We start from the raw sequence: 21,196 nt of genomic DNA on the forward strand, positions 1-21,196 counted from the left end.
GGGTGGGCTGACCACCCCGAGAAAGAGGCGCCGCCCCATGTCCTCCCCCGTCCCCGTGCCCTCCGTCAAACCCCCGCGCCCCCAGGCGGTCCTCACCGTGCTCGAGACGCAGTGGCTGAGCCCCCACCTGGTGCGGGTCGTGGCGGGTGGTCCCGGCTTCCGGGACCTGCAGGACTGCGACGCGACGGACAGGTACGCCAAACTGCTGTTCACCAAACCCCACCTCGGGCTGACCCCGCCCTACGACCTCGCGGCCCTCAAGCACGCCCTGCCCGCGGGCGACCGACCCGTGAAGCGGACCTACACCGTACGGTGGCTCGACGCCGCGGCGGAGCGCCTGGCCATCGACTTCGTGGTGCACGGGGTCTCCGGCATCGCCGGCCCGTGGGCGGCGCAGGCCGCCCCGGGCGATCCCCTGGTCCTCATGGGCCCCTCCGGCAAGTGGTCGCCGGACCCGGACGCCGACTGGCACCTCTTCGCAGGGGACGACTCCGCGCTCCCCGCGATCGCCGCCGGCCTCGAGGCCCTGCACCCGGCCGCCGTCGGACACGCCTACCTCGAGGTGGACACCGCCGCCGACGTACTCGCGCTCGCCGCCCCCGCGGGGGTGGAGCTGCACTGGCTGACGCGGGACGGCCGGGAACCGGGCACGACGACGCTGCTCGCGGACGCCGTCGCCGCCGGACCATGGCCCGAGGGACGCGTCGACGCCTTCGTCCACGGGGAGCGCGGCGCCATGAAGGCCCTGCGGGACATCCTGTTCCGGGACAGGGGGCTCACCCGCGCGCAGGTCTCGCTCTCCGGCTACTGGGCGTACGGCCGCGAGGAGGACACCTTCCAGGCGGAGAAGCGTGAGCCGATCGGCAAGATCCTCGACGACTGACCCCGGGCACGTGCGGCCCGGTGCGCCTCAGGCGACCGGCACCGCGCGGGGGCCCCGCCTCGGCAACCGTTCCAGGAGTTCCATCGCGGGCTCGGCGATACGCGCCAGTACGGGCCCGAGCACGGCCATGATCAGCACGTACGTCGTCGCCAGCGCGGCGATCTCAGGGATCACGGAGCCGGAGGCCACCGCGAGCCCGGCGATGACGATCGAGAACTCCCCGCGCGCCACGAGGGCCGTGCCGGCCCGGGCCCGGCCGAGGCGCCCGATGCCCTGGCGGCGGGCCGCCCACCAGCCGGTCGCGATCTTCGTCGCCGTCGTGACGAGCGCGAGGAGCAACGCGACCCCGAGGACCGGGGGGATCGACGCCGGGTCGGTATTGAGCCCGAAGACCACGAAGAAGATGGCGGCGAAGAGATCCCGCAGCGGTTCGAGGAGGCGGGCCGCGTTCTCCGCCGTCGCGCCGGAGATCGCGATGCCGAGGAGGAACGCCCCCACGGCCGCCGAGACCTGCAGGGCGGAGGCCACACCCGCGACGAGCAGGGCCGCCCCGATGAGCGTCAGGAGGAAGACCTCGCGGTCCTTGCTGTCGACGACCGCGGAGACCGCGTTCCCCCAGCGCAGCGCGACGACGAGCACGAGGGTGACGACGAGGAGGGAGACGCCGACCGTCCCGAGTCCGCCGGCGAAGCTGAGCCCCGCCAGCACCGCGGTCAGGACGGGCAGGTAGACGGCCATCGCGAGGTCCTCGAAGACGAGGATCGCGAGGACGGTGGGCGTCTCCCGGTTGCCGAGGCGGCCGAGATCGCTCATCACCTTCGCGGCGATACCCGAGGAGGAGATGTACGTGACGCCGCCCATCACGAGGGCCGCGACCGGCCCCCAGCCCAGGATGACCGCGACGAGGGCGCCCGGCGTGAAGTTCAGGACGAGGTCCACGATCCCCGCCATCCAGGACTGCCGCATCCCGGTGACGAGTTCCTTGGCCGTGTACTCCAGGCCGAGCAGCAGCAGGAGGAGGATGACGCCGATCTCACCGGCCACCTCGCTGAATTCCATGACCCCGTCGAGCTCGAGGAAGCCACCCTGCCCGAAGAACAGGCCACCGAGGAGGTACAGCGGGATGGGCGAGAGTCCGATCCGGCCCGCAAGCCGCCCGAGGACCCCGAGGAACAGGAGAATCGCGCCGAGTTCGATCAGGGTGAGGGCGGTCGTGTGCATAGACGGCGATCAGCCGTTGCGCAGGATGTCCGCTGCGGTGTCCAGGCCCTCCGAGGTCCCCACCACCACCAGCAGGTCGCCGCCGGCGAGCGTGAAGTCGGGGGCGGGTGAGGCCTGGACCTGGCCGGAGCGGAGCACGGCGACGAGGGATGCGCCGGAGCGCGACCGCATCCTGGTGTCACCGAGGGTGCGGCCGTCGAAGGGCGATCCGTGGTCGATGTAGAACTGGCGCGTCGAGACCCCGGGGAGGTCCCGGTGCTCCTCCGTCAGCTGGGCCACGAGCTGCCGGGACCCGAGGAGGCTGCCGATCGTCGCCGCCTCGTCCGGGGTCAGCGGGATGGAGGCGACGCAGGCGTCCGGGTCATTGGCCTTGGAGATGATGAGGTCGAGCTCGCCGTCGCGCTGCGCGACGATGCCGACCCTCCGGCCGGACCCGGTGACGATCTCTCGCCGCACCCCGATGCCGGGAAGGCGCGTTTCGATGACGTTCATGCGATCATCCTAGACCTGCGTGGACTGCTCGCCGGCGGGCAGGGCGCTGGTGGCGCGGCCCGTTCGCTGAGGGCGTCGAGGCCTCGTTCGGCGCCGACGGATCGGGCTCCGGATGGATGGTCCTCAGGCCGGACGGAGCGCGGCGGCCGCGGCGCCCACGCGGTCCGGGTCGGCGCCGAGATCGGCCGGATCGGCGCCGGTGAGGAGGACGGAGGCCAGTTCGGCGATGCCCGACGACGTCTGGAACCCGTACCCGCCCTGCCCCGCGAGCCAGAAGAACCCGGGGTGGCCGGGATCGAACCCCACGACCGGCACGGTGGAGTCCCGCTGGGTCCGCAGCCCCGTCCAGGATCGGTGGACGGCCGTGATCCCGAGGGTCGTCACGGCTCCGAGCCGCTCGATGAGGCGCTCGACGTCGCCCGGGTGCGGTTGGGCGTCCCCCGCCTCCGCCGGTTCCGATTCGGCGGGCGAGATGAGGACGCCGTCGGCGTCCGGGCGGTAGTAGAAGGACTCGTCGGCCGCCGCGACCATCGGGGACCCTGCCCGCGGCGCGTTGCCCGCCGCCACGATCGCCGCGGTCCGTCGGTGCGGCACGAGTCCCTGGGGCGCGACGCCGCACAGCGTCGCGACGCCGTCGGCCCAGGCTCCCGCCGCGTCGACCACGACCCCCGCGGTGATCGGCCGGTAGCCGGCGCGGACGCTCCACGCGGAGCCGTCGTAGCGGGCCTCGGTGACCTGCGCCCCGGTGAGGATGATGACGCCGTCGTCGCTCGCGCTCCGCCGGTGGTACTCGAGCAGCAGGTCCGTGTCCGTCCCCACGCAGTCCGTGTCGATGGCGGCGGCCGCGAAGGCCTCGGGGCGCAGCTGCGGGCAGAGGTCGAGGGCCTGGGCGTGGGTGAGGCGGTGCATCGCGACGCTGGCCCGCGCGTCGACGTCGGCCTCGGATCCGATCAGGAGGAAGGACCGCGGCTCGGTCAGGGGGAGCCCCGTGGAGGACTGCACGCCGCCCAGCAGCTCGAGGGTGCGCCGGGTCAGGTCCACGACGGGCTCGGGGCCGTAGCTGGGGATCAGTTGCCGCGCCGAGCGGGAGGAGGTGTGGTAGCCGAGGGTCGGCTCGGCTTCCACGAGGACCACGCTGGAGAAGGGGGCCAGCGCGGAGGCCAGCGAGAGGCCGGCGATCCCGCCGCCGATGATCAGGACGTCGCACTCGAGGGAGCTCATCCCGTCATCCTAGGCTCGCCCTCCCCCAGCCGGCGCCTCCGTTCCGTGCCCTTCCCGTTGTTCCTCAGCCGACGTGTGCGCCCGGGGCGTCGCCGACGTCGGCCGGGCTCGCGGCCACCTCGGCGCGGGCGGCGACGAACGCCTGCACGCAGGCCTCGATGTCCTCCGCCGTGTGCGCTGCCGAGAGCTGCACACGGATCCGGGCGGCGCCCTTCGGGACCACGGGGTAGCTGAAGGCCGTCACGAAGACGCCCTGCGCGAGCATGGCGTCGGCCGTGCGGGCCGCGAGGACGGCGTCGCCGAACATGACCGGGACGATCGCGTGCTCCCCTTCCAGCAGGTCGAAGCCCTCCTCCGTCATGCGGCGGCGGAACAGCGCGGCATTGGCGGTCAGTGTGGACCGCAGGTCGGTGCTGTTCTGCACCAGGTCCAGGGCGGTCAGGGTCGCGGCGACGATCGATGGTGCGAGCGAGTTCGAGAACAGGTAGGGGCGCGCGCGCTGCCGCAGGAGGGCGACGATCTCGGCGCGGGCGGCCACGTAGCCGCCGGACGCCCCGCCGAGCGCCTTGCCGAACGTGCCCGTGAAGATGTCCACCCGGTCGGCGACCCCGGCGTGTTCGGGCGTCCCGGCGCCGGTGGCACCCATGAACCCGACGGCGTGCGAGTCGTCCACCATGACCATCGCGTCGTAGCGCTCGGCGAGGTCGCAGATGGCCTCGAGGGGGGCGAGGTAGCCGTCCATGGAGAAGACGCCGTCGGTGACGACCAGGCGCCGTCGTGCCCCCGACGCCTCCTGCAGCTTCGCCTCGAGGTCCGCCATGTCGCGGTTGGCGTAGCGGAGGCGCTGCGCCTTCGACAGCCGGATGCCGTCGATGATGGACGCGTGGTTCAGGGCGTCGGAGATGACGGCGTCCTCCGGTCCCAGGAGCGATTCGAACACGCCGCCGTTCGCGTCGAAGCAGGAGGAGAACAGGATGGTGTCCTCGGTGCCGAGGAACCGCGAGACGCGACGTTCGAGTTCGAGGTGCAGGTCCTGGGTGCCGCAGATGAAGCGCACGGACGCCATGCCGAAGCCGCGCTCGTCCAGGGCGGTCTTGGCCGCGGCGATGATCTCCGGGTGGTCGGCGAGGCCGAGGTAGTTGTTGGCGCAGAAGTTCAGCACCCGGGCGTCGTCGGCCCCCAGCGCGCCGGCCGTGATGTGGCTGGACTGCGGTGAGGAGATGCGGCGCTCGTGCTTGAACAGGCCTGCACTGCGGATCTCGTCGAGTTCTCCGGCGAACTGGTCGCGGACTGCTGAATACATGGTGTTCCTGCCTCCTAGAAGGTGGTCCAGTCGAGGACCACTTTGCCGCTCGCGCCGCTGCGCGCTGTTGCGAAGCCCTGCTGCCAGTCCCGGGCGGGCAGGCAGTCGGTGACCACGGACGAGACGGCCTCGCGCAGGGTCCCGTTGGACTGCAGCATGGCGCTCATCGCGTACCAGGTCTCGAACATCTCCCGGCCGTAGATGCCCTTGAGGGTCAGCATATGCGTGACCACCTTCCCCCAGTCGATGGAGATCGGGCCTGCCGGCAGGCCGAGCATCGCGATGCGCCCGCCGTGGTTCATGTTGTCGATCATCTCGGGCAGTGCCGTGGCATGACCGGACATCTCCATCCCGACGTCGAAGCCCTCCTTCATGCCGAGCTCGCGCTGCGCGTCGGCGACGCGCCTCCGGCTGACGTCGATGGCGAGGTCCGCCCCGACGCCGCGGGCGAGGGCGAGCCGCGGCGCGGAGACGTCGGTGATGGCGATCTTGCGGGCACCGGCATGACGGGCGACGGCAACCGCCATCAGGCCGATGGGGCCGGCCCCGGTGATCAGCACGTCCTCCCCGACGAGCGGGAAGCTGAGCGCGGTGTGGACGGCGTTGCCGAAGGGGTCGAAGACGGCGCCGAGCTCGGGCGTGACGGTCGCGTCGTGCACCCAGACGTTGGTCTCGGGTACGACGACGAACTCGGCGAACGCGCCGTCGCGCTGGACGCCGACGCTCGAGGTGCGGATGCACATCTGGCGGCGGCCGGCGCGGCAGTTGCGGCAGATCCCGCAGACGATGTGGCCTTCACCGGAGACGCGGTCCCCGATGCGGACGTCCCGGATGCCCTCGCCGAGGGCGACGACCTCGCCGTAGAACTCGTGGCCAGGGATCAGGGGACCGTCGATCATGCCCTGCGCCCAGGGATCCCAGCTCTCGATGTGGAGGTCCGTGCCGCAGATGCCGGTGGTGATGACCCGGATCTTGACCTCACCCCACCCGGCGTCGGGTTCGGGCCGGTCGACGAGCTCGAAGCCGGGGTGTGCCCCGGATTTGTACAGCGCCTTCACTGAACGGTTCCTTCCATGCCGCGCCTGTCCCCGACGGATCGCGTCGGGGCCGTGCGGTACGAGTGCGAGGGCGGAATGTGCCCGGAGCAACAGTAGCAGCGGCGTGCGGCGGCGGGCCGTCATCATGGGTGCGCCGTCGCGGCGGGTGGGCAGGGCCGGATGGACCCCCCGCGGGCAGGCTACGGCGCGTCGTCGAGGACGGCGGCCAGGGTCTCGACGCCGAGGCGGAGGAACGCCGGGGAGTCGTCGGAGGATGCCGCCATGGCGCTCCCCATGCTCAGCGCCCAGCCCCTGGCCCGATCCCAGGTGGCGGCGTCGATCGGGCGCAGCCCCTCGAGTGCCGTGCGGAACGCGGACCGACCGACGGCGTCGAAGTGCAGCCACGCCGCCGCGAGATCCATCGCGGGATCCCCGGAGCACAGGTCACCGAAGTCGACGACGCCCTCCAGCCCGCCGTCGGGCGCGAGGACGACGTTGGCCGGATGCAGGTCACCGTGCAGCCAGAGCGGCTCCCCCGACCACCTCGGTGCCGCGAGGGCGGAGTCCCAGACGCGCTGCAGGGAAGCCGCAAGTGCGCCGGGGATCTCCGGGAGCGACGCCAGCCGCGGACGGACGACGCCGTCGCGGGCTGCCAGCGGGCCGCCACGCCCCACGGGGCTGACGGGGGCGTCGGCGGGCGCGGGTCGGTGGAAGTCCGCGAGGAAGCGCGCGAGCGGGGCGGCGGCAGGGAAGCGCCCGGCCCGCGGGACCGTGATGCCGCTCGCGCCGTCGATCCATCGGGAGACGGACCAGTGCCACGGGTATCCGGCACCGGGTCGGCCGATCCGCACGGGCGCCGACGTCGCGACGGACAGGGGCGCGCTGAGACCAGGCAGCCATTGCTGCTCCGCGACCATGAGCGCGTCGGCGACGGCGCGCCGGGGCAGGCGCGCCACGAGGTCCTCCCCCACCCGGAACAGCGTGTTGTCCCAGCCGCCGTCCACGAACCGCACCGGCAGGTGCGCCAGATCCGGCATCTGGAGGCCGAGCAGGGCGACGACGAGGGACGCCGCGACGTCGACCTCCGCCTGGGGCCTCACGGCCACGTGGACCTCCTCGGTACGCAGGACCGGAGCGACGGGGCGGACCCGCGGGAACGTCGCCCCCGGGCCTGCCCCGCGCTCCGCCCCGGCAGCCCGGCGTCGGGGGCTAGCCCTCGACGCCGAGGCGCTGCAGGATGAGCTCGCGCACGCGGCCGGCGTCGGCCTGCCCGCGGGTGGCCTTCATGACGCCGCCCACGATCGCGCCGACGGCCTGGACCTTGCCGCCGCGGATCTTGTCCGCGACGTCGGGCTGGGCCGCGAGGGCGCCGTCGATCGCCTCGAGCAGCGGGCCGTCGTCGGACACGACGGCGAGGCCGCGCTTCTCGACGACTTCCGCGGGCGTGCCCTCGCCGGCGAGGACGCCGTCGAACACGTCGCGGGAGAGCTTGTCGTTGATCTTGCCGGTCTCGATGAGCGCGTTGAGCCCGACGATCAGCTCGGGCGTGACGCCGAGCTCGGCGGGCTCGACGTCGGCCAGCTTGGCGCGGCGGGAGATCTCGCCCATCCACCACTTGCGGGCGACGGCGGCGCTGACGCCGGCGGCGATGGTGTCCTCGATCGAGGACATGACCCCGGCGTTGACGACATCGCGGAACTCGGCGTCGGAGTAGCCCCAGTCGGCCTGCAGGCGCTTGCGCCGCTCGGCCGGCGGCTCGGGGAGTTCGGCGCGGAGCTTCTCGATCCACGCGTCGTTCGTCACGACCGGCACGAGGTCCGGCTCGGGGAAGTAGCGGTAGTCGTCGGCGTCGGACTTGGGGCGTCCCGACGTCGTCGAGCGCGTGTCCTCGTGCCAGTGGCGCGTCTCCTGCTGGATCGGCGTGCCCGAGTCGAGGACGGCGGCGTGCCGCTGGATCTCGTAGCGGACGGCGTGCTCGACGGCGCGCAGCGAGTTCACGTTCTTGGTCTCGGTGCGCGTGCCGAACTTCTCCTGGCCCTTCGGCTTGAGGGAGACGTTCGCGTCGCACCGCACGTTGCCGCGCTCCATGCGGGCGTCCGAGACGCCGAGGTTCTTGACGATCTCGCGGATGGCGGCCACGTAGGCCTTCGCGAGCTCGGGGGCACGCGAGCCGGCGCCGACGATCGGCTTCGTGACGATCTCGATGAGGGGCACGCCCGCGCGGTTGTAGTCCACGAGGGAGAACTCGGCGCCCTGGATGCGGCCCGTCGCGCCCCCCATGTGGGTGAGCTTGCCGGCGTCCTCCTCCATGTGGGCGCGCTCGATCTCCACCGTGAAGACGGTGCCGTCGGCGAGCTCGATGTCGATGCTGCCGTCGTAGGCGATCGGGTCCTCGAACTGGGAGGTCTGGAAGTTCTTCGGGGTGTCCGGGTAGAAGTAGTTCTTCCGCGCGAAGTAGCACTTCTCGGCGATCCTGCAGTTGAGCGCCAGGCCGATCTTGATCGCGGACTCGACGGCGACGCCGTTGACGACGGGCAGGACGCCGGGCAGGCCGAGGTCCACCGGGGTCACGTTGGTGTTGGGCACGTCCCCGAACGCGTTGGGCGCGGAGGAGAACATCTTCGTCCGCGTGTTGAGCTCCACGTGGACCTCGAACCCGAGCACGGGATCGTACTTCTCCATGGCCTCGTCGAAGGACAGGACCTCATCGGTTACAGCAGTCATTACTTACCACCTGTGATCTCGGGGGCCTGGGCCAGCAGCGGCCCGCCCCACGTGGCTTCGAGCAGCGATTCGAGGACGGCGCCCACGCGGTAGAGGCGCGCGTCCTTGCGGGCGGGGGCGAGGAGCTGGATGCCGACGGGCAGCCCGTCCTCGTCCGCGAGGCCACCGGGCAGGGACAGCCCGGGGACGCCGGCCAGGTTCGCCGGGATGGTGGCGACGTCGTTCAGGTACATCGCCAGCGGGTCGTTGAGCTTCTCGCCCAGCTTGAACGCCGTGGTCGGGGCGGTCGGCGAGATCAGGACGTCGGCCTGCTCGAACGCGGCGGCGAAGTCGCGCTGGATGAGCGTGCGCACCTTCTGCGCCGACCCGTAGTAGGCGTCGTAGTAGCCGGCGCTCAGCGCGTAGGTGCCGAGGATGATGCGGCGCTTGACCTCGTCGCCGAAGCCGGCCGCGCGGGTGGCGCCCATGACGCGCTCGATCGTGGGCATGCCCTCGGGCACCACGCGCAGGCCGAAGCGCACGCCGTCGTACTTGGCCAGGTTGCTGGAGGCCTCCGACGGCATGATCAGGTAGTAGGCGCCGAGCGCGTACTGGAAGTTGGGGCAGGAGACCTCGACGATCTCGGCGCCCGCCGAGCGCAGCAGCTCGAGCGACTCGTGGAAGCGCGTGAGGACGCCGGCCTGGTAGCCCTCGCCCTGCAGCTCCTTGATGACACCGATGCGCATGCCGTCGACCTGGCCGAGGCGGGCGGCCTCGACGAGTGCGCCCACCGGGTCGGTGAGCGACGTCGAATCGTGGGGATCGTGTCCGCCGATGACCTCGTGCAGCAGGGCGCTGTCGAGGACCGTGCGGGACACCGGGCCGATCTGGTCGAGCGAGGACGCCATGGCGATCGCCCCGTAGCGGGAGACACCGCCGTAGGTGGGCTTCACGCCGACCGTGCCGGTGACGGCGCCGGGCTGGCGGATGGAGCCGCCGGTGTCGGTGCCGAGCGCCAGCGGTGCCTCGAACGCGGCGACGGCGGCCGCGGACCCGCCGCCGGACCCGCCGGGGATGCGGTCGAGGTCCCAGGGGTTGCGGGTGGGTCCGAACGCGGAGTGCTCGGTGGAGGAGCCCATGGCGAACTCGTCGAGGTTCGTCTTGCCGAGGATCGGCATCCTCGCGGCACGGAGCTTGCGGACCACGGTGGCGTCGTAGGGGCTCTGCCAGCCCTCGAGGATCTTCGACCCGGCCGTGGTGGGCTGGCCCTTGGTGACGATCAGGTCCTTCACGGCGATGGGGACGCCCGCGAGCGGGTGCAGCGTGTCGCCGTCGGTACGTGCCTTGTCGACGCCGGCGGCGACGAGCAGCGCCTCGTCGGTGTTGACGTGCAGGAACGCGTTGATCGCGCCGTCCACGGCGTCGATGCGGTCCAGGTAGGCCTGCGTCGCCTCGACGGCGGAGACCTCCTTCGCGGCGAGCTTCTGCGCGAGGGCGTCGGCGGAGAGGTGGATCAGGTCTGTCATGGGTTACTCCCCGTCCAGGATTGCCGGGACCTTGAAGCGGCCGTCGGCGTTGTCGGGAGCGCCGAGGAGGGCTTCCTCGTTGCTGAGGGTCTCCCCCACGACGTCGTCGCGGAACACGTTGCTCAGCGGGATCGGGTGGCTCGTCGCGGGGACGTCGTCGCCGGCGACCTCGCTCACGCTCTTGATGGAATCGACGATCACCGCGAGTTCCCCGGCCATGCGGTCGAGCTCGTCGTCGGTCATGTCGATGTGGGCGAGCCGCGCAAGATGCGCGACGTCGTCCCGGTTGATCTCAGCCATGGATCTCCCCTGGAAGTCGGAGGTGGGTATCTTCCTCCAGTCTAGTGCTGGCGCGCTCGGCGCCCGGCATCAGCGGAGACCGGACCCGACGACGGCGGACGCGTGCGCCTACAGGGACAGGCGGAAGACCCAGAGCAGGATGTCCTCGTTGGGGACCTCCCAGTCGCGGCCCGGCATGCGGACGAAGCCCATCGACTCGTAGAGGCGGTGCGCCCGCACCATGTCGGAGCCGCTCGTGAGGCTCACGGCCTCGATGCCCGGCAGGGTGCGCGCGTGCCCGATGATGCGCTCCACCATGGCGCGGCCGATGCCGCCGCGCTGCACGGCCGGGTCCACCGCGAGCATCCGGAACTCCAGCTCCCCCTCGACGGCGATGTCGGTGTACCGCTGGCCCGCGAAGGTGAGAGCGACCGACCCGACGACGACGCCGTCGCGCTCGGCCACCCAGACCTCGGCGTGCTCGGCGCGGTGCTCGATGTCGGAGAGCACGGCCATGTAGGGGTGCGCCTCGTCGGCGAAGTACCCGGCCTCGAGGTAGGCGCCGCGCGTGATGCGGCGGACGTCGTCGTAGTCCCCGGGCTGGATGGGCCGGATGGTGATGCGGGCGTCCGAGAGGGCGTCCCCGGAGGGTGCGTTGGTCACCGGCTCATCTTGCCACGCGTCGACGCCGCCGGGACGCCGGCCCGGCGGACGCCGATCCTTTCCGGGCCGGGTCAGGCGCGGGTGATGGGGAGTTTCCTCGGGCCCTCGCGCTTCGTACTGTCCGGCAGCGGCGTCCGCACGTCCAGCACGCCGTCGGCGTAGGTGGCCCGGATGTCCTCGTCCTTCACGCCGTCGGGGAGCACGATGTCGCGGCGGAAGGATCCGTACCGGAACTCGGACCGGTACCGGTCCTTGTCCTTGTGCTCCTCGTTCTCCTCGCGCTGGGCGCGGATCCGCAGGAAGCCGTTCTCGATGCTCACTTCGATGTCCTGGTCGGGATCGAGTCCCGGCATCTCCGCGCGGACCACCATGTCGGTCCCGTCGACGAATTCCTCGACCCGGATCGAGGCCGGCCCGGACGACGACGACTCGAACAGCCGCTCCATCGAATCCAGCAGGTCCATGGGGGACCTGGTGCCCGCGTTGAAGGGGAAGTTCCGCCGGCTGGAGCCGAACGGAGGCCAGCGCCGCGCATCAGTCATGACGAACTCCAGACACTCGATGGGATCGGCCCGATCAGGGGCAGGTCCTTCCGAGTAGACACCGACGCCGCCGGCGCCGACAGGGACGAAAGACCCCCCGTTCCGTCCGGTGAGCGGCCGCCGGTCGGGCAGCTGTCCGCACCATTCCTCGTGTCGCGCCGAAGAGCGACCTTGACCGTCCTAGGATCAGGCGCATGACACTCAACAGGGCCGAGGTCGACGGCATACCGGTCTTCTGGGTCGAGGGTCCTCCTCCGTTGAGCGCCGAACTCGTGTTCCGTGTCGGCGTCCGGGACGAGTCGCTGGTGACGTCGGGCATCACCCATCTCGCCGAACACCTCGTGATGGCTGGAGCACCCTCGCCCCGGTACGACCACAATGCGACCGTGGAACTGAGCTTCACCTCGTTCGAGGCGACCGGCCGTCCGGAGCAGGTGATCGCGTTCCTCAGGGACATCTGCGCAAGCATCCGCACTCCCGACGTGAGCTCGCTGGACATCGAGAAGAAGGTGCTGGTTGCAGAAGCGTCCTCGGTCGTCGAACCCGCGGTCGCGGAGCATCTACTTCGCAGGTACGGGCTCTCCTCACTCGGCCTTGCAGGGGTCGATCAGCCGGCGCTGAACAGCATCGATGACAGTGCTGTCATAGCAGCCATCAGCAAGTACTTCACCAGCGGCAATGCCGCACTGGCGCTCACAGGCCCTCCTCCTCCGGGCCTTTCACTGGTCCTGCCTCCAGGCGAAGCACAGCCCCCGCGCGCCGCCCGTCCGATCACGAGCCTCCCGACGCCACTCTGGTTCGAGTTGGGCGGGCCTCCCCTCGCCCTGTCCTTCGAGTTCGAATCCGGTTCCGAACTGGCGAGGAACAGCGCGTCCGTCATCGCGCAGGTCGCGTGCCAGCGTGCACTCGACCTTCTGCGCAGGAAACGAGGAATCATCTACGACGTCGGCCATCACGTCCTGGAGGCCGGAGGGGGGCGAGGCGTCGTCTGCCTCACCGCCGATCCGCGGAAGGAGGACGCAGAACTGGCGCTGCGCGAGCTCCGAAGCATCCTCGATGACCTCAGCTCCCACGGGCCCGATGAACTGGAACTGCGGCAACTCACGGACGACATCACGGATTTCGCCGCCGATCCTCGCTCAGCGGCCGTCGCCGCCACGGATGCCGCGCGACGCTATCTACTCGGCGAGCAGCTCATCAGCCCGGAGCAGATGGTCACCGACACCGCCGCGGTGACCCGGCAGTCGGCGCAGAACGCGCTCTCCCTCCTCGACCTGACGCTCATGGTCGGCATGCCCGAGGGAACATCCACGTCGGATCCGTCCCTCCGAATGCTCGGCGGCGAGAACCATGAGCCGGTGTCCGGGCGATCCTTCAAGCGCAGCCTCCGGGGCTCCTTCCAGGGCGTCCCGTCGAAGGCTCGTCTCGTGGTCGGCGATGACGGCGTCAGCCTCGTGGACCAGGCGGTCACGACGATCTTCTGGGACGACGTCCGCGGACTCGAGTACACGCCTTACGGGATCGCTCTTCACGGCGTCGACGCCGTATCACTGGAATTGCAGCGATCGTGGTTTGCCAGAGGCCATGAAGCTCTCGCGCTCATCGAGGACCGCGTCGACAGCGCCCTCACCTATCGGGTCGACATCGGCTGATCGGTCCTCCCGTCCTCGATGTCGGTGTCCTGCCCGACCTCGAACGGCATCGCGTGGATGGTTTCACCCGCCACGGTCGCCGTGGTGGCGATGAGCTCGAGTTCCCTTGGTGTCCTCCGGGGTCAGGCCGATCTCCGTCGCCTCAGGACGAGTGGAGGACGAGCGCCGCCACCGGCAACCGGCGGGACTTCACCGTGCACCGGCAGGCCGTGACGACCTCAGAATGTCGGTGGTGGTTGGGAGAATTCAGTATGGCCAGCAGCTCGAACGCTTCACCTGAAACCACCGATCCTGGTGGTGCTCTGCGGCGTGGCGCTGTCCCGTCCGCTGCGGTTCATGCTGACTCTGTGCAGGATCTGATCGATCTGGTGGCGTCCCTTCCAACGGGCCCCGGGAGTGCTGAATTCATCCAGCAGCTGCGCGAACAGATTCATCGGTTCAGCGCCACCGTGACCGGTGGCGCTGCCCACCAAGGCGCTCCCATGTTCGGTGGGGCTGAGCATCAGGGCGACGTTTCGGCTACTGCCGGCCTGGCCACGTCCTCGGCAGACCACGTCGCACCTGCTGCTGTCCCTGCCTCTTCGTCGGCGGCTCGGGTGCGGGAGTTGATGGAGGAGATGCTCTCGCTTCCCATGGGTGCCGGTGGTGCGGAGCTGATCGATGAGATGCGGTCCTTGGAGGATTACACGTCGGCGATCGCCGCCCGGCAGGCCCGGATCGCGGTCGCGTTCGACCTGGATGAGCGCCGGTCCCAGGCCGCGGCCGGTGTGCCGGTGGCGGAGCGGGGCAGGGGTGTGGCGGCGCAGGTGGCTTTGGCCCGGCGTGAGTCCCCGGCCCGGGGCGGACGGTTGCTCGGGTTCGCGCGGGCTCTGGTGACGGAGATGCCGCACACGATGGCCGCCCTCGAAACCGGGTTGTTGAATGAGTGGCGGGCGACGCTGCTGGTCCGGGAGACGGCGTGCCTCTCCGCTGCGGATCGGTGCGCGGTCGATGAGGACCTGGCCGCGGACACGGGTGCCTTCGACGGGGCCGGGGACCGGCAGATCGTGGCCGCGGCGCGGGCGGCGGCGTACCGGAGGGACCCGCGCTCGGTGACCCAGCGGGCGAGCCACGCGGCGGCGGACCGGCGGGTGAGTCTGCGACCGGCGCCGGACACCATGACGTATCTGACCGCCCTGCTGCCGGTCGCGCAGGGGGTCGCGGTGCACGCGGAACTGACCCGGCACGCCGACACCCGGCGGGCCGCCGGGGATCCCCGGAGTCGGGCCAGCTGATGGCCGATGCGCTGGTGGAGCGGACCACCGGCACCCCGGGCGGGTTCTCCCGGGTCGAGGTGCAGCTGGTCATGACGGACCGGACCCTGTTCCAGGGCGACAGCGAACCCGCGAGGCTGCCGGGCTACGGGATCGTCCCGGCCGGCTGGGCGCGGGACCTCCTCACCACCGGGCCGGCCTCCGAGCGGGCCTCCGGCCCGTCAGCAGATCACCGGCGGGCATTCGAGGTCTGGCTGCGGCGCCTGTATACCGCCCCCGGTAGCGGGGAGCTGGTGGCCGTCGAGTCCCGGGCTCGGCTTTTCACGGCCGGGCAGCGCCGGTTCATCCAGGCCCGCGACCATCTGTGCCGGGCCCCGTACTGTGATGCGCCGATCCGCCACTACGACCACATCATCCCCTGGCACAAGGACGGGCCCACGAGCCTGTCCAACGGTGCCGGGCTGTGTGAGGCGTGCAACCACACCAAGGAACTCCCCGGCTGGCACACAAGGCCACGCTCTAGCCCAGGGAGCCGGCACGTCATCGAGATCAGCACGCCCACCGGCCACACCTACCACTCCACCGCACCGCCCCTCCCCGGCAGCAGCCCGAACAAACGCGAACGCGGGCACGAGCGAGAATACGCGCACCGTCCGGAGCATGAACGCGAGCAGGAGTGGGGGAATGCGCAGGGTCTGGAGGGACGGGCCCACCCGCCGACACCTCCACCATCGCTGAGCCAGGCCCCGGACGATCACAGCACTCCGGCATACCCCTACGCGCGGCGGTCCCGACGAGCCGAACTGCTCTTCGCCTGACCGGCAGGCAGAACGCCTGACCGACCCGCCCACCGCGAGGGCAGGGTGGATCGCCAGACGGTTCCACAGGTCATGCTCGTATCAGTCGACGTCGAGCCGTGACCTCCGGGCGACGTGACGTCCGGACTCGCGGGGCCGGCAGCTCCGACCCGGTAGCTTCCATGGGCGGGATCGGCACCGCCGAGGCGCAGGACCGGAACGGCCACTGGTGCGGTGACGGCAGGGGTGCAACACTGCAAGCTTCCTGCTAAGCCCGCGCTGACATCCGCCAAGCACGCGACGAAGGGGAGATCGTATGCCTGCTGTCCACCCGCGCCCACTCTGTCGACGGCACCGACGTGAGCCGTCCCGATGAGCGGTGACTGGACGGCACGGCCCGCGATGTACCGGGCGCCGCCGACGCGCACCCTGCCACCCTTCGCGGGTCGCACGGTGGCGGTCCCGGCAGCGGTGCTCTGCCTGCTGCTCACGCTCGTGTCCGGAAGTTACGGCTATCACCGGGACGAACTGTACTTTCGGATGCTTCCCCCGGCGTGGGGGTACATCGACCAGCCGCCCCTGACGCCGTGGCTGGTCCGATCCTTCGGCCTCATCGCGGACGAGGTGTGGGCCGTCCGGATCCCTGCGACCCTCTCGACCCTCCTGGCACTCGTGGTCGTGGTCCTGATTACGCGGGAGTTCGGCGGCGCGGCGTACGCACAGGGTTTGTGCGCGTGGGGGTTCGGCTTCGGCGTGGTCCCCCTGCTCTTCGGTCACGTGATGCTGACCGCCTCCGTGGACCTCGTGTTCTGGCCCGCCGTCGTCCTGTGCGTGGTCCGGGCAGTCCTTCGGGATGCGCCCGCGTGGTGGCTGGCGGCCGGGATCGTCGCCGGCCTGGCCACCTACAACAAGTTGCTGATCGCGGGCCTGCTGATGTCGCTCCTGGCCGGGCTGCTCGTCGCCGGCCCCCGCCGGCTGCTCGCGACGCCGTGGCCATGGCTCGGCGGCGCCCTCACCCTGGCCGTGGCGGCGCCCAACGTCCTGTTCCAGTGGGCCCATGACTGGCCGCAGCTGTCCATGGGGGCGGCCCTGAACGAGAACAACGCCGCGGACACCCGCGTGGACATGTGGTGGTTCCTGGTCGTCACCCTCGGCCCGCCGCTGGCGTTGGTCTGGTGCCTCGGCTGGTGGCACCTGCTGCGCCGCGCTGAATGGAGACAGGTGCGCTTCATCGCCGCCGCGTTCGTGGTGCTCCTGGCCCTCGCCTTCCTGGCCGGAGGACAGATCTACTACCCGGCCGGGCTCGTCGTCGTGCTCTTCGCCGTCGGGTGTGTCCCCGCCGCCGCGATCATGCGCTCCCGGGGGCGACGCCGCACGGTGTGGGCGGTGGTGGCCGTCAACGCGGTCGTCTCCATGGCGATCACCCTCCCGGTCATCCCCGTGGGTGTCCTGGGCCGGACCCTGGTCCCGGAGATCAACCAGCTGGCGCGCGATCAGGTGGGCTGGCCCGCGTATGTCGACCAGATCGGCGGCGTCGTCGCGAGTCTTCCCGACCCGTCCGACGCCACCCTCATCGCCAGCAATTACGGTGAGGCCGGGGCCCTGCACCGGTACGGGCCCGCCCGCGGACTGCCCCCGGCGCACAGCGGCCACAACGAGCTGTACTACCTCTCCACGCCTCCTGAGGATGCGCGCACCGTGATCGTGATCGGCGGGCAGGCCGGGCTGGCGTCGACCCTGTTCGTGTCCTGTGAGGAGGTGGTCCGCCTGGACAACGGGCTCGACGTCGACAACGAGGAACAGGGGCAGCCCGTCCTCGTGTGCGAGCGGACCCGGCCGTGGTCGGAGCTCTGGCCGCGGTTCCGGCACCTGGACTGACGGCACCTGGGCCGACGGCACCCCGACCGAACGCCTGGCCGTGTTTCAGGGAGCCTCTGTGACCCGTCGATAGCCCGTCCCGTCCGGATAGCGCTCCAGATACCCGTGGTCCACGAGCGCGCGGCGCAGCGTCGGTATGTCGTGCGTGACGGTCGCCAGCAGACGGTTGACCTCGGGTTCGCCGAGTTCCATGTCGGCCGGGAGGAGCCTCCCGGCGAGGTGCGCCAGCAGGGCGGTGCGGTCCTGCCCGGCGCGCGGCAGGCCGTCGACACGCCCGTCCCGGAAGAACCGGTCCACCCCTTTCGGGGTGGGCGCCGCGGCGGCGAGCACGTCCGTGAAGAGCCCCTCCGCGACGGCGTGTTCCGGCGTCAGCAGTCCGGCATCGACCAGCCGCTGCAGCTCCTTCGGTGTGGCGTCGAGCGGCTGCCCGAGCACGGCCCGGGCATACAGTTCGCGGGAGCGGCCGCCGGCCAGGGTGGACAGCACCTTCTGCCAGGACGGAGCGGTCATGCCCGGCCCTCACCGGGCGTGGAACCGGGCACAGACCCGGGCGCGGAACCGGGCACAGACCCGGTGAGGGAGCCGATGAACGCGGCGGGTGCGGCCGCGGTGACCTCCGCCAGCCGCTCGGCCTCGGTAGGGCCGCCGTCGAGCAGGGGTCGGAGCGCCGGCCGGTGGACGGACAGGCCGGCCTCCTCGGCGATCAGGGCGCCGGCCGCGTAGTCGTGCTCGTGCAGGCCGCGTTCCACGAAGGCGTCGAGCGTGCTGTCGGCCACGAGGCACAGGTCCAGGGCCGCCGAGCCGAGGCGGCGGACGTCCCCGTAGCCCTCGAGGAGCGTCCCGAGGGCGACGACCTGCTCCGCCCGGATGGCGGCGTCGTAGGAGAATCCGGTGCCGAGGAGCCGTCCCTGCCTGGTGCGCGGGCCCCCGAGGCGCCGCACGGCCCCGTGGTCGCTCAGCCAGGCTCCCCCGCCGCGGGACGCCCAGTAGATGCGGTGCAGCGCGGGCGCGTGGACGACGCCGGCGAGCCAGGTGCCGTCGGGGCCGGCGGCGGCCACGGACGTGCCGTAGTAGACGATGTTGCGGATGAAGTTGGTGGTGCCGTCGAGGGGATCGATCGACCAGCGGACGCCGTCGCCGCCCGGGGTGAACCCGCCGGGCACCGTGGTGCCGAGCTCCTCGCCCGTGATCGCGTCGTGCGGCCGCGCGCCCGCGATGACGGTCCGGACCGCGTGTTCCGCGGCGACGTCGAACGCGGTCACCCAGTCGCTGTCCGAGCTCTTGCTGGTGGCGTCCAGCGCCTCGGGATCACGCCGGGCCAGCACGGCGGCGCCTGCCGCGGCGGCCTGCCGGGCCAGATGGAGGAGCACCTCCGGGGCGGGTGCCCGGGCGTCGCCGGTCCCGGGCGCGGCGGTCATCGGACGGTCCGTCCGTCCGGATCCGTGCCGGCCCTGGCCTCGAGCTCCTCGGCCAGCTCGGTGTCCTCGCTCTCGTCGCCGTCGTTCCCGGCCGGTCCGCCGTCGTCGGGCTCCCCATTTGCGGGGCCGTTCTCGAGGAGGGCGATGAAGCCCTCCTCGTCGAGGACCGGGATGCCGAGCGTCTCGGCCTTCTCCAGCTTGGTGCCGGCGTTCTCCCCGGCCACCACGTAGCTCGTGTTCTTCGACACCGAGCCGGCGGCCTTGCCGCCGCGCGTGATGATCGCTTCCTTCGCCTCGTCGCGGTTGTACCGCTCGAGGGACCCCGTCACGACGACGGTGAGGCCCTCGAGGGTGCGCGGCGTGCTCTCGTCGACGTCGTCCTCCATGCGGACCCCGGCCGCGGCCCACCGGTCCACGATCTCGCGGTGCCAGTCCTCCGCGAACCACTCGGTGAGCGCGACGGCGATGGTGGGGCCGACGCCGTCGACGCCGGCGAGCTCCTCCTCGCTCGCGGCGCGGATCCGCTCCATGGAGCCGAAGGCCGTGGCGAGGGCGCGCGACGCGGTGGGGCCGACGTGCCGGATGGAGAGCGCCACGAGCACGCGCCACAGCGGCTGCGTCTTCGCCTTCTCCAGTTCGGTGAAGAGCTTCCGGGTGGTGGCACTGGGTTCGGAGGGCTTCTTCGCGGTGCCCTTGGAGTAGAAGTAGGGCACGAGTTCGCGGCCCGTGACGACGCCCTTGACCTTCTTGTCCCGCTCGATCCTGACGTCCGCCAGCTTCTCCGGGGTGAGGTCGAAGATGTCGGCCTCGGTGGTGATGGGCGGTACCGAGGGCTCGGCGGGCTGCGTGAGGGCGATGGCCGCCTCCCAGCCGAGGGCCTCGATGTCGAAGGCGCCGCGTCCTGCGAGGTGGAACACGCGCTCGCGCAGCTGCGAGGGGCACGAGCGGGCGTTGGGGCAGCGGATGTCGACGTCGCCCTCCTTCGCCGGCTGCAGCGGGGTCCCGCAGGACGGGCACTCGGTGGGCATCACGAACTCGCGGACCGGCGGGTCCTGCTTGTCGCGCAGGGCCATGACCGGGCCCACGATCTCCGGGATGACGTCGCCCGCCTTCCGGAGCACCACGATGTCGCCGATCATCACACCCTTGGCCTTGACCACCTCCTGGTTGTGCAGCGTGGCCATCCCCACCGTGGACCCGGCGACCTTGACCGGCTCCATCAGCCCGAACGGCGTGACGCGGCCCGTCCGGCCGACGTTCACGAGGATGTCGAGCAGCTTCGTGTTCACCTCCTCGGGCGGGTACTTGTACGCCACCGACCAGCGAGGCACGCGGGAGGTGTGGCCGAGGGCGCGCTGCAGCGCGAAGCTGTCCACCTTGACCACGATGCCGTCGATCTCGTGGAGCAGGTCGTGGCGGTGGTCGCCGTGGTGCGCGATGAAGTCGACGACCTCGGCCTGGCTGTGGAGCACCCGGTAGTAGGGGGACGTCGGCAGGCCCCACCCCTTCAGCAGCTCGTAGGTCTCCGACTGCGTCCCGGCCGACAGCCCCGTCCGGGCACCGATGCCGTGCACGTACATGTCCAGCGGCCTCTCCGCCGTCATGGCCGGGTCCTTCTGGCGCAGGGAGCCGGCGGCGGCGTTCCGCGGGTTGGCGAAGGGCGCTTTCCCCGCGGCCACCATGCGCTCGTTGAGCTGGCCGAATTCCTTCGTGGGGAAGAACACCTCGCCCCGGATCTCCACCTCCTCGGGGTGGTCCGTGCCCGCGAGGTGCCGGGGGATGGAGGCGATCGTGAGGACGTTGTGGGTGATGTCCTCGCCCGTGACGCCGTCACCGCGCGTCGCGGCGCGCACCAGTTCCCCGTTGCGGTAGAGCAGGTTCACGGCGAGGCCGTCGATCTTGAGTTCCGTCAGCCACTCGACCGTCGCGCCGGGGCTGCGCTGCTCGACGCCGGCGCTCGCGCGATCCAGCCAGGCCGTCAGCTCGTCGAGGGAGAAGACGTCCTCGAGGCTGTACATGCGGGCCAGGTGGTTCACGGGGGTGAACGCCGCGGACACCTCGCCGCCCACCTCCTGCGTCGGCGAATCGTTCGCGACGAGCTCCGGGTGGAGCGCCTCGAGCTCCTCGAGGCGGCGGAACAGGGCGTCGAACTCGGCATCGGAGATGGTGGGCGCGGCGTCCTGGTAGTACGCGGCACGGTGCACACGGACGTCCTCGGCGAGCTGCGCGTACTCCTCACGGAGCTCGTCGCTGGGGGGGCCGCCCTGCCCGGCGGGGGTGGCGTCTACCGATGCACTCTCGAGTCCTGGGGTCACTTTCCTCATCCTG

General features: G+C 71.3%; 18 protein-coding genes and 1 pseudogene. 4 read left to right on the plus strand and 15 right to left on the minus strand.

Going from position 1 to position 21,196, the window contains the following annotated elements; translation table 11 throughout:
- Positions 1–37: 37 nt before the first annotated feature.
- Positions 38–883, plus strand: a complete 846-nt coding sequence (locus tag AC4D2E_RS08885) for a siderophore-interacting protein (RefSeq protein WP_490952366.1) — start codon at positions 38–40, stop codon at positions 881–883.
- Between the two features lie 27 nt (positions 884–910).
- On the opposite strand, the gene AC4D2E_RS08890 is transcribed toward AC4D2E_RS08885, so the two are convergent.
- The 11 genes from AC4D2E_RS08890 to AC4D2E_RS08940 form a co-directional block, all read right to left on the minus strand.
- On the minus strand, positions 911–2,104 hold the full coding sequence (locus tag AC4D2E_RS08890) for a cation:proton antiporter (protein WP_490952367.1): 1,194 nt from the start codon (positions 2,102–2,104) through the stop codon (positions 911–913).
- A 9-nt stretch (positions 2,105–2,113) separates the two neighbouring features.
- The gene (locus AC4D2E_RS08895) at positions 2,114–2,596 is read right to left on the minus strand and encodes a cation:proton antiporter regulatory subunit (RefSeq protein ID WP_104168343.1); all 483 of its coding nucleotides are present in this window, start codon (positions 2,594–2,596) and stop codon (positions 2,114–2,116) included.
- A gap of 123 nt (positions 2,597–2,719) precedes the next feature.
- Entirely contained in the window at positions 2,720–3,817 is a 1,098-nt protein-coding gene (locus tag AC4D2E_RS08900) for an NAD(P)/FAD-dependent oxidoreductase (protein ID WP_490952368.1), read from the minus strand.
- Positions 3,818–3,881: 64 nt separating this feature from the next.
- Positions 3,882–5,120: a glycine C-acetyltransferase gene (locus AC4D2E_RS08905; protein WP_490952369.1), complete on the minus strand. Its 1,239-nt coding sequence runs from the start codon at positions 5,118–5,120 to the stop codon at positions 3,882–3,884.
- A gap of 14 nt (positions 5,121–5,134) precedes the next feature.
- Positions 5,135–6,178 (minus strand): L-threonine 3-dehydrogenase, encoded by a 1,044-nt coding sequence (gene tdh, locus AC4D2E_RS08910; RefSeq protein WP_104168346.1) that lies wholly within the window; start codon positions 6,176–6,178, stop codon positions 5,135–5,137.
- 179 nt (positions 6,179–6,357) lie between these two features.
- Positions 6,358–7,263 carry an aminoglycoside phosphotransferase family protein gene (locus AC4D2E_RS08915; RefSeq protein ID WP_490952370.1) on the minus strand — a complete coding sequence of 302 codons (906 nt, stop codon included), beginning with the start codon at positions 7,261–7,263 and terminating at the stop codon, positions 6,358–6,360.
- 103 nt (positions 7,264–7,366) lie between these two features.
- The gene (gene gatB / locus AC4D2E_RS08920) at positions 7,367–8,881 is read right to left on the minus strand and encodes an Asp-tRNA(Asn)/Glu-tRNA(Gln) amidotransferase subunit GatB (protein ID WP_490952371.1); all 1,515 of its coding nucleotides are present in this window, start codon (positions 8,879–8,881) and stop codon (positions 7,367–7,369) included.
- Entirely contained in the window at positions 8,881–10,386 is a 1,506-nt protein-coding gene (gene gatA / locus AC4D2E_RS08925; protein ID WP_490952372.1) for an Asp-tRNA(Asn)/Glu-tRNA(Gln) amidotransferase subunit GatA, read from the minus strand. The genes gatB and gatA overlap by 1 nt, the downstream gene beginning before the upstream one ends.
- A 3-nt stretch (positions 10,387–10,389) precedes the next feature.
- Positions 10,390–10,686 (minus strand): Asp-tRNA(Asn)/Glu-tRNA(Gln) amidotransferase subunit GatC, encoded by a 297-nt coding sequence (gene gatC / locus AC4D2E_RS08930; protein ID WP_104168350.1) that lies wholly within the window; start codon positions 10,684–10,686, stop codon positions 10,390–10,392.
- Positions 10,687–10,794: 108 nt separating this feature from the next.
- Positions 10,795–11,328 carry a GNAT family N-acetyltransferase gene (locus tag AC4D2E_RS08935; protein ID WP_490952373.1) on the minus strand — a complete coding sequence of 178 codons (534 nt, stop codon included), beginning with the start codon at positions 11,326–11,328 and terminating at the stop codon, positions 10,795–10,797.
- A gap of 71 nt (positions 11,329–11,399) precedes the next feature.
- Entirely contained in the window at positions 11,400–11,870 is a 471-nt protein-coding gene (locus AC4D2E_RS08940; protein ID WP_104168352.1) for an Hsp20/alpha crystallin family protein, read from the minus strand.
- A 194-nt stretch (positions 11,871–12,064) separates the two neighbouring features.
- On the opposite strand from AC4D2E_RS08940, the gene AC4D2E_RS08945 reads away from it, so the two are divergent.
- Entirely contained in the window at positions 12,065–13,522 is a 1,458-nt protein-coding gene (locus AC4D2E_RS08945) for a peptidase M16 family protein (protein WP_490952374.1), read from the plus strand.
- A gap of 272 nt (positions 13,523–13,794) precedes the next feature.
- Here the strand turns inward: AC4D2E_RS08945 and AC4D2E_RS08950 are convergent, their stop codons facing one another.
- The gene (locus AC4D2E_RS08950; RefSeq protein WP_490952375.1) at positions 13,795–14,025 is read right to left on the minus strand and encodes a hypothetical protein; all 231 of its coding nucleotides are present in this window, start codon (positions 14,023–14,025) and stop codon (positions 13,795–13,797) included.
- A gap of 105 nt (positions 14,026–14,130) precedes the next feature.
- Between AC4D2E_RS08950 and AC4D2E_RS08955 the strand changes: the two are divergent.
- Positions 14,131–15,593, plus strand: a pseudogene (locus AC4D2E_RS08955) (HNH endonuclease).
- Between the two features lie 351 nt (positions 15,594–15,944).
- Positions 15,945–17,450 (plus strand): glycosyltransferase family 39 protein, encoded by a 1,506-nt coding sequence (locus AC4D2E_RS08960; protein ID WP_490952376.1) that lies wholly within the window; start codon positions 15,945–15,947, stop codon positions 17,448–17,450.
- Between the two features lie 45 nt (positions 17,451–17,495).
- Here AC4D2E_RS08960 and AC4D2E_RS08965 read toward each other — a convergent pair whose 3' ends face one another.
- From AC4D2E_RS08965 to ligA, 3 genes are read right to left on the minus strand one after another with little or no spacing between them, the layout of a single operon-like run.
- On the minus strand, positions 17,496–17,960 hold the full coding sequence (locus AC4D2E_RS08965) for a DUF2087 domain-containing protein (protein ID WP_490952377.1): 465 nt from the start codon (positions 17,958–17,960) through the stop codon (positions 17,496–17,498).
- Complete coding sequence (locus tag AC4D2E_RS08970) at positions 17,957–18,868, minus strand: inositol monophosphatase family protein (protein ID WP_490952378.1); 912 nt, start codon at positions 18,866–18,868, stop codon at positions 17,957–17,959. Before AC4D2E_RS08970 ends, AC4D2E_RS08965 begins: the two co-directional genes overlap by 4 nt.
- A complete protein-coding gene (gene ligA, locus AC4D2E_RS08975; RefSeq protein ID WP_490952379.1) occupies positions 18,865–21,192 on the minus strand; it encodes an NAD-dependent DNA ligase LigA in 2,328 nt (775 codons plus the stop codon). Before ligA ends, AC4D2E_RS08970 begins: the two co-directional genes overlap by 4 nt.
- Positions 21,193–21,196: the final 4 nt, after the last annotated feature.

The sequence above is a fragment of the Arthrobacter sp. TJ-265 genome, from assembly GCF_058269135.1.